Origin of the sequence: Pseudomonas sp. RIT778 (genome assembly GCF_019718735.1) — a bacterium.
Classification (GTDB): Bacteria; Pseudomonadota; Gammaproteobacteria; order Pseudomonadales; family Pseudomonadaceae; genus Aquipseudomonas; species Aquipseudomonas aphyarum.
On record NZ_JAIHBA010000026.1, the window covers coordinates 112,469 to 119,744 of the forward strand.

A 7,276-nucleotide genomic window follows, 5' to 3' on the forward strand; every position below is an offset into this window, starting at 1 on the left:
TGCCCCGACCGCCAAATGACCACGACTAACCGTTAGCGGAACGGCGGCTCGTCGAAGCTGCGTAGTTTGCGCGAGTGCAGCGAGTTGAGTTCGGTGCGCAGCAGATCCACTGCTTCGATGCCGATCTTCAAGTGCTGGCTGACCGCACGCTCGTAGAAGGCGTTGGCCGAACCCGGCAGCTTGATTTCACTGTGCAGCGGCTTGTCCGACACACACAACAACGTGCCGTACGGCACCCGCAGGCGATAACCCTGAGCGGCGATGGTGCCGCTTTCCATGTCCACCGCCACGGCGCGGGACAGGTTGATCAGCGGTCGCTCCTGAGCCCAGCGCAGTTCCCAGTTACGGTCGTCGTAGGTCAGCACGGTGCCGGTGCGCAGGCGTTTTTTCAGCTCTTCACCTTTTTCCCCGGTGATGTTGGCCGCCGCTTGCTGCAACGCCAACTGCACTTCGGCCAGCGCCGGGATCGGAATGTTCGGCGGCACCACCCGGTCGAGAATCCCGTCGCGACGCATGTAAGCGTGAGCCAGCACGTAGTCGCCGATGGTCTGCGACTGACGCAGGCCGCCGCAGTGACCGATCATCAGCCAGCAATGCGGACGCAGCACGGCCAGGTGGTCGGTGATGTTCTTGGCGTTGGACGGGCCGACACCGATGTTCACCAGGGTCACACCGTGGCCATCACTGGCGATCAGGTGATAGGCCGGCATCTGGTAGCGGTGCCAGACCACACCGGCCGCAATCGCCGAGGCTTCGCCGTGATCCATACCTTTTTCGATGATCACGTTGCCAGGCAACACCATGCGTACGAAACGCGGGTCGCGGCGCAGTTGCTCCAGACCATGGACGATGAACTGGTCGACATAACGGTGGTAGTTGGTCAGCAGGATCCACGGCTGCACATGGCGCCAGTCGCTGCCGGTGTAATGCACCAGACGACGCAGCGAGAAATCGACGCGGGCTGCATCGAACAGCGCCAGCGGCAGCGGATCGGTGTTTTCCCAGTCGTAGAGACCGTCGGCGATGCCATCGGTGGCAGCGGACAGGTCAGTACTCGGGAACACTCGCGCCAGCACGGCGGCAGTGACGCCGGAGCCGGCCAGTTCATCGCCCTGCTCGACCACGTAGGGGTACGGAATGTTTTGCTCGCTGACCCCGACTTCGACGGTCACGGTGAAGTCATGCATCAGCGGCGTGAGCTGTTCCAGCAGGTATTTGCGAAACGCCGCCGGGTGGGTGACGGTCACGCTGTAGGTGCCCGGCAACTGCACCTTGGCGTAAGCGCGGGTGGTTTGCGGGACTTCGCCCTGGCAGTGGTAGGTCAGACGCAGTTCGGGATAACGGAACAGGGCACGTTGCTCGGCGTCGGGCTCGACGCGATCCTTGAGATAACGCTTGAGCGCCGAGTTCAGCGCCGTAGTGGCCCGCTCATGCAGCTCGGCGAGACGATCCACGGCCTGTTCGGCGGTTTGAACGACAATAAACGCTTCGGTCACGATCAGCTTCCTGTGTTCTGACTTGCAGAGCTTCATCTTGCCTGCATCGTGGCGTCACGGAAACAGTGGCGTTGTGGCTATTCATCAATCTGACAGGCATATGCGGTCCCTGTGGGAGCGGGCTTGCCCGCTCCCACAGGGATGCTTCAGAAACCTTGCGGCGTAGAGCGGGCGACGATGGCCTCAACATCCAGCCCGCGCGGCAACGCGCCGTAGGCCCGCCCGCCTCCGTTCAGACGACTGGCGATGAACGCATCACTGACCGCCGAATTCCCGGCCTCCAGCAGCAGCTTCGCTTGCAGTCCCAAGGCGATGTCTTCGGTCAGTTGCCGAGCTCGGTATTGAATGTCGCCGGTGTCCTTGAACTGCGCATGCAACTGCTGAATGTGCGCGGCCAGTCGCTTGTCGCCATGACCGTCGCCCAACTCGCTGAACAACACATCAAGCACACCCGGCTCTTTCGACAATGCCCGCAGCACGTCGAGGCATTGCACGTTGCCGGAGCCTTCCCACGTCGAGTTCACCGGCGCCTCGCGGTACAGCCGCGGCAGGATGCTCTCTTCGACATAACCAGCGCCGCCCATGCACTCGGCGGCTTCGTTGATCATCCCCGGCGCGCGTTTGCAGATCCAGTACTTGCCCACCGCCGTCACCAGTCGGGCGAACTGCGCTTCATGGCGATCGTCCAGATGATCCAGCGCCTTGCCCATGCGCAGGCTCAACGCCAGCGCGGCTTCGCTTTCCAGTGCCAGATCGGCCAGCACGTTCTGCATCAGCGGTTGTTCGCTGAGCAGTTTGCCGCCGACCTTGCGATGGGCACAGTGATGGCTGGCCTGGGTCAGCGCCTGACGCATCAGCGAGCTGGAGCCGACCATGCAGTCGAAACGGGTCATGGCCACCATCTCGATGATGGTCGGCACGCCGCGCCCTTCCTCACCGACCATCCACGCCAGCGCACCACGGAACTCCACTTCGCTGGAGGCGTTGGACTGGTTGCCGAGTTTGTTTTTCAGGCGCTGGATATAGAACTGATTGCGCGTGTCGTCCGGGCGATGGCGCGGCAGCAGAAAGCAACTCAAGCCCTTGTCGGTCTGCGCCAGCGTCAGGAACGCATCGCACATCGGCGCCGAACAGAACCACTTGTGCCCCACCAGTTCATAAGCCTGACCGGGCCCGCTGGCGCCGACCGGATAGGCCTTGGTGGTGTTGGCACGGACGTCGGTGCCGCCCTGTTTCTCGGTCATCGCCATGCCGATGGTGACGCCAGCCTTGTGGGCCATGCCGACATTGCGCGGGTCGTATTCGGTGGCCAGAATTTTCGGCAGCCACTGTTCGGCCAGATTCGGCTGCAAACGCATCGCGGGCACACTGGCGAAGGTCATGGTCAGCGGGCAACCGCTGCCGGCCTCGGCCTGGCTGTGCAGATAGCTCATGGAAGCGCGGGCAACATGGGCGCCGTCCTGTGGATGAGCCCATGGCAACGACGTCAGGCCATGTTCGATGGCCGTGCGCATCAGCTCGTGATACGCCGGATGAAACTCCACCAGATCGATGCGATGCCCGTAGCGGTCATGGCTGGCGAACACCGGTTTGTTTTGATTGGCGAGGAACCCGGCCTCCATCAGCGGCCCGCCGGCCAGCGCGCCGTAGGCGTCGATCCGCGACTCGGCCCAGCCGGCGCCAAACCGCCGCGACCACTCCTGCAACGGCAGGTCGATGCGGTACAGGTTGGTGCCGTCCAGCGACGGTGGCTGGTTGGTGACTTCGTGGGTTTCGGCGAACTGATGCAGGTTCATGACGGGGCTCCTTGATCGGCCAGAGCTTCAGTTAAGCACCGCCCCCGAACCGATCAAAGTGTCATATCGGCCTAAATGCCGGCGCTTTCACCCTATCAGCAACTCAACACCCGCCGCTGCATCGCAACCTGCAGATCCTCGAATTTCACCGGTTTGCTCAGGTAATCGATCGAACCACCCGACGCGCAGTGCTCTCGATCCGCCCCCAGCGCGATCATGAACACCGGCAGATGGGCGCATCCCGGCAGGTCACGAATCTGGCAACACAGCGATGCCCCGTCGAGCGGTGGCAGCTGGCAATCGATCAGCACGGCATCGAAGCGCTCGCGCTGCAAACAGTCGAGCGCCGCCGCGCCGTGGTCGGCGGTACGCACGCGGAAACCGAGCTTGAGCAACATGCCGCGCATCACCAATTGGTTGACGCTGTTGTCGTCCACCAGCAGCACGGTGCAATCCTGCGGCGCGCGCACGGTGTCGCGGCTGAACGCGGGCACGGCTTCAACTTCCGGCAACTCAAACTCGACATCCAGTTGAAAGCGGCTGCCACTCCCCGGTTCGGAGCGGTGTGTGAGCTTGCCACCGAGCAATTCCACCAATTGACGGCAGATCGCCAGACCGACACCCAGCCCGCCGTATTCGCGGGTCATCGAACCGTCGAGCTGGAAGAACCGTTGATACATCGTCGCCTCGCCCAGATCGGTAAAACCGATGCCGGTGTCGATCACCGCAAAGGACAGCGCCAAGCGATTGTCCGTCGACGGTTTGCCCGTCACCCGCAAGGCCAGACCGCCGACGCGGGTGAACTTGATCGCGTTGTCCAGCAGGCATTCCAGGCATTGCGCGAGTTTGGCGCTGTCGCCATGCAGGCGATCCGGCAAGGTCGGCAGTACGTCGACCTTGAAGTCCAGCGACTTGCTTGAGGCGTTGCCATCGAACTGAATCCGCAACGCCTCGACCACCCCGCGCAGGCTGAAACTGCCCGGCGTGGCCTTGAGCTTGCCGGCCTGCAATTCGGTCAGGGTCAGGATGCCGTTGACCATGCGCATCATGTCCCGGGCCGAACCGGCGGCGGTCTGCTGGTATTGCTCCAGTTCCGGATCGAGTTCGACGGTCTGCATCAACTCGAGCGAACCGATCACCCCGTTCATCGGCGTGCGCAGTTCGTGGGTCAGGGTCGCGAGGAATTCGTCCTTGAGCTTGTTGCTGTGGGCCAATTGCTGGTTCAGCACTTCAAGTTTTTGGCCGGCGTCGAACAGGGTCTGCGCCTGTTGTTCGCGCATCGCGTTGATGCGGTCGGCCAGCGCCAGAGACAGCAACGCCACTTCGATGGCTGAACCGATCTGGCTGGCGTACATGGTCAGGAACACGTTTGGCAGCAGGCCCAGCACCATCATGGTGTTGACGATGCCGCCGATCAGGAACGCCGACCAGGCAATGATGAAATAACGCGCCACCCGCAGGCCGCGCCACCAGGCCAGGATCCCGGCGGCGAAAATAACCACGGTAAAGGTCAGTGCCAGGGTCGTCGCCAGGCGCAGGGCCAGGCCATAACTGGTCATCAACGACAGGCCGATCACCACGGCGCCGAACGCGATCAGGGCCATCAGCAGGCGATCGAGCCAGCGGCTGTGGTTCTTCGTCTGCAGGAAACTACGGGCGAACTGGCTGCCGAACAGTCCCGCGCAACCAATGAAGAACGGCGTGGCGGCGTTGGCCCACCATGGGTTGTCCGGCCAGAAATACTCGACCGCCGCGCCATTGACCGACAGCTGATAAAGGCCGAACGAAGCGATATAGAAGATGTAATAGAGGTAACTGGTGTCGCGCACGCTGAGGTAGATGAACAGGTTGTAGACCAGCATCCCCAACAGCACGCCATAAATGATCCCCAGCACGTACAGGCGCACCGGCTGGTCTTCGAGGTACGCGGTGCTCGACCACAGCGTCACCGGCGCCTGGATCGAGCCTTCGCTGGACAACCGCAGGTAAACGGTTCGCTGTTGATCCGGCTTGAACGCCAGGTCGAACAGGTAATTGTTCTGGCGGATCTCGCGACTGGCGAACGGCAAGGCGTCCCCGGTCTGCCGCACCAGACGATAGTCGCCGGCGGCATCGGGCAGATACAGGTCGAGATGATCGAGCGGCGGATACGCCAGCTCCAGCAACCAGCTGCGCTGCGCCGACGGATTGGTCGGGCGGTAATGCAGGTCGATCTTCAGCCAGAACGCCGAACGCGAATAACCGGCATTGAGCGTGGCTTTGTCATGGGGTTTGAAGTTTCCGGCGGCGGCTTGCGCGCGGACGTCGGCAATGCTCGCCTGACCGCTCGGGTCTTCGAACACTTGCAGGGATCGACCCAGCGGGAGGCTCTGGGTGAACTCGTCGAACTCGACGGCGCTTGCCAGGAGGGGCAAGCAGAACAGCAACATCAACAAATAGCGCATTGAAGCCCCAGCGTGGCTTGGCCGGTTGTGTCAGGAAGCCCCCCATTCCCTTTGAGATGACGTAAAACCGGTATTACCTGTTATTGGTTTGGATCCACTCTAGCATAGCCGTTGATGGCCATTGAGCACCATGGAAATTTTTCCTACAAAGGCTCTAGAACGGGCGTTCCAGAGCAGAACGCCGGGCTAGAGCTGTTGGCTCGGTCAGATTGTGACAAGCGCTGTGGATCTCGCTACCCGTGTTATCGGCCGCGCACTGCGCCACAACACCCGAAAAACAGGTTTGGTGGTAAGCTCGCGCACCATGAATATCTACAGCTCACGCCCCGTTGTCCTCTGTCTCTCCGGCCACGACCCCAGTGGTGGCGCCGGCCTGCAGGCAGATATCGAAGCCCTGCTCGCTCAGGGTTGCCATGCGGCTCCGGCCGTCACCGCCCTGACCGTGCAAGACACGGTCAACGTCACTGACTTTCGCGTCCTCGACCGTGAGTGGGTACTGGCTCAGGCCAATGCCGTGCTCAACGACTCCGAAGTCGCGGCAGTGAAACTGGGCATGCTCGGTTCCCTGGAAATGGTCGACACCGTCGTCGAACTGCTCCAGGCGCACCCGCACCTGCCAGTGGTCTGCGACCCGGTGCTGCGCGCCGGCGGCGGTGGACGCCTGGGCAAGGACGAAGTCGGCTACGCCATGCGCGAACGCCTGCTGCCGCTGTCGATCATCGCCACCCCCAACCTTCCCGAAGCCCGGATCCTCGCCGAACTGCCAGAAGGCACCGCGGACGAGTGTGCTGAAAAACTGTTGCCGTACATCAAGAACCTGCTGATCACCGGCGGTCACGGCGACGAAACCGAAATCCACAACCGCCTGTACAGCCGCGACGGTCTGCGCGAAACCTTCAAGTGCCAGCGCCTGCCGGGCAGCTATCACGGTTCCGGCTGCACCCTGGCCAGCACCCTCGCCGGTCGCCTGGCACTGGGCGAAAACCTCGCCAGCGCGGTGCGTACCGCGCTGGATTACACCTGGCGCACCCTGCGCGATGCCGAACAGCTGGGCAAAGGCCAGTTCGTGCCGCGTCGCCTGCCGCTGGATTTCTGTTCCTGATGTTTCGAGCCTGAGGTCTGCGCGATGAAACTACGTGGCCTGTATGCCATCACCGACAGCCAGTTGCTGGCCGGCAAGTTTCTGTCCTACGTGGAGGCGGCGCTGGAAGGCGGCGTCACCCTGCTGCAATACCGCGACAAGAGCAGCGACGAAGCCCGTCGCCTGCGTGAGGCCGAAGCCCTGCGCGATCTGTGCGAACGCTACAAGACGCAACTGATCATCAACGATGACGCAGAACTGGCCGCACGACTGAACGTCGGCGTGCACCTTGGCCAGACCGACGGCCCGCTGTCGCCGACCCGCGCCCTGCTCGGTTCCAAGGCGATCATCGGCTCGACCTGCCACGCGCAGCTTGAACTGGCCGAACAGGCCGCCAAAGAAGGCGCGAGTTACGTCGCCTTCGGTCGCTTCTTCAATTCCAATACCAAACCCGGTGCA

5 protein-coding genes are annotated in these 7,276 nt (G+C 62.5%); 2 read left to right on the forward strand and 3 right to left on the reverse strand.

The window, feature by feature from the left end; translation table 11 throughout:
* Positions 1-32 precede the first annotated feature (32 nt).
* The 3 genes from amn to K5E37_RS19175 form a co-directional block, all read right to left on the reverse strand.
* A complete protein-coding gene (amn, locus tag K5E37_RS19165) occupies positions 33-1,532 on the reverse strand; it encodes an AMP nucleosidase (protein ID WP_162130486.1) in 1,500 nt (499 codons plus the stop codon).
* Between the two features lie 110 nt (positions 1,533-1,642).
* Positions 1,643-3,292: an acyl-CoA dehydrogenase family protein gene (locus K5E37_RS19170; RefSeq protein ID WP_221534842.1), complete on the reverse strand. Its 1,650-nt coding sequence runs from the start codon at positions 3,290-3,292 to the stop codon at positions 1,643-1,645.
* A gap of 95 nt (positions 3,293-3,387) precedes the next feature.
* The gene (locus tag K5E37_RS19175) at positions 3,388-5,736 is read right to left on the reverse strand and encodes a hybrid sensor histidine kinase/response regulator (RefSeq protein WP_221534843.1); all 2,349 of its coding nucleotides are present in this window, start codon (positions 5,734-5,736) and stop codon (positions 3,388-3,390) included.
* Positions 5,737-6,040: 304 nt separating this feature from the next.
* Here K5E37_RS19175 and K5E37_RS19180 point away from each other — a divergent pair, with 304 nt between their 5' ends.
* Both K5E37_RS19180 and thiE read left to right on the forward strand, forming a co-directional pair.
* The gene (locus K5E37_RS19180; RefSeq protein WP_007958699.1) at positions 6,041-6,838 is read left to right on the forward strand and encodes a hydroxymethylpyrimidine/phosphomethylpyrimidine kinase; all 798 of its coding nucleotides are present in this window, start codon (positions 6,041-6,043) and stop codon (positions 6,836-6,838) included.
* A gap of 24 nt (positions 6,839-6,862) precedes the next feature.
* On the forward strand, positions 6,863-7,276 hold a 414-nt coding region (gene thiE / locus K5E37_RS19185; RefSeq protein WP_221534844.1), incomplete at its 3' end, for a thiamine phosphate synthase.

What these genes read in the sequence shown, in the direction of transcription:
- amn (WP_162130486.1), bottom strand. Translation starts at nt 1,532, where the DNA reads ATGAAGCTCTGCAAGTCAGAACACAGGAAGCTGATCGTGACCGAAGCG.
- K5E37_RS19170 (WP_221534842.1), bottom strand. Translation starts at nt 3,292, where the DNA reads ATGAACCTGCATCAGTTCGCCGAAACCCACGAAGTCACCAACCAGCCA.
- K5E37_RS19175 (WP_221534843.1), bottom strand. Translation starts at nt 5,736, where the DNA reads ATGCGCTATTTGTTGATGTTGCTGTTCTGCTTGCCCCTCCTGGCAAGC.
- K5E37_RS19180 (WP_007958699.1), top strand. Translation starts at nt 6,041, where the DNA reads ATGAATATCTACAGCTCACGCCCCGTTGTCCTCTGTCTCTCCGGCCAC.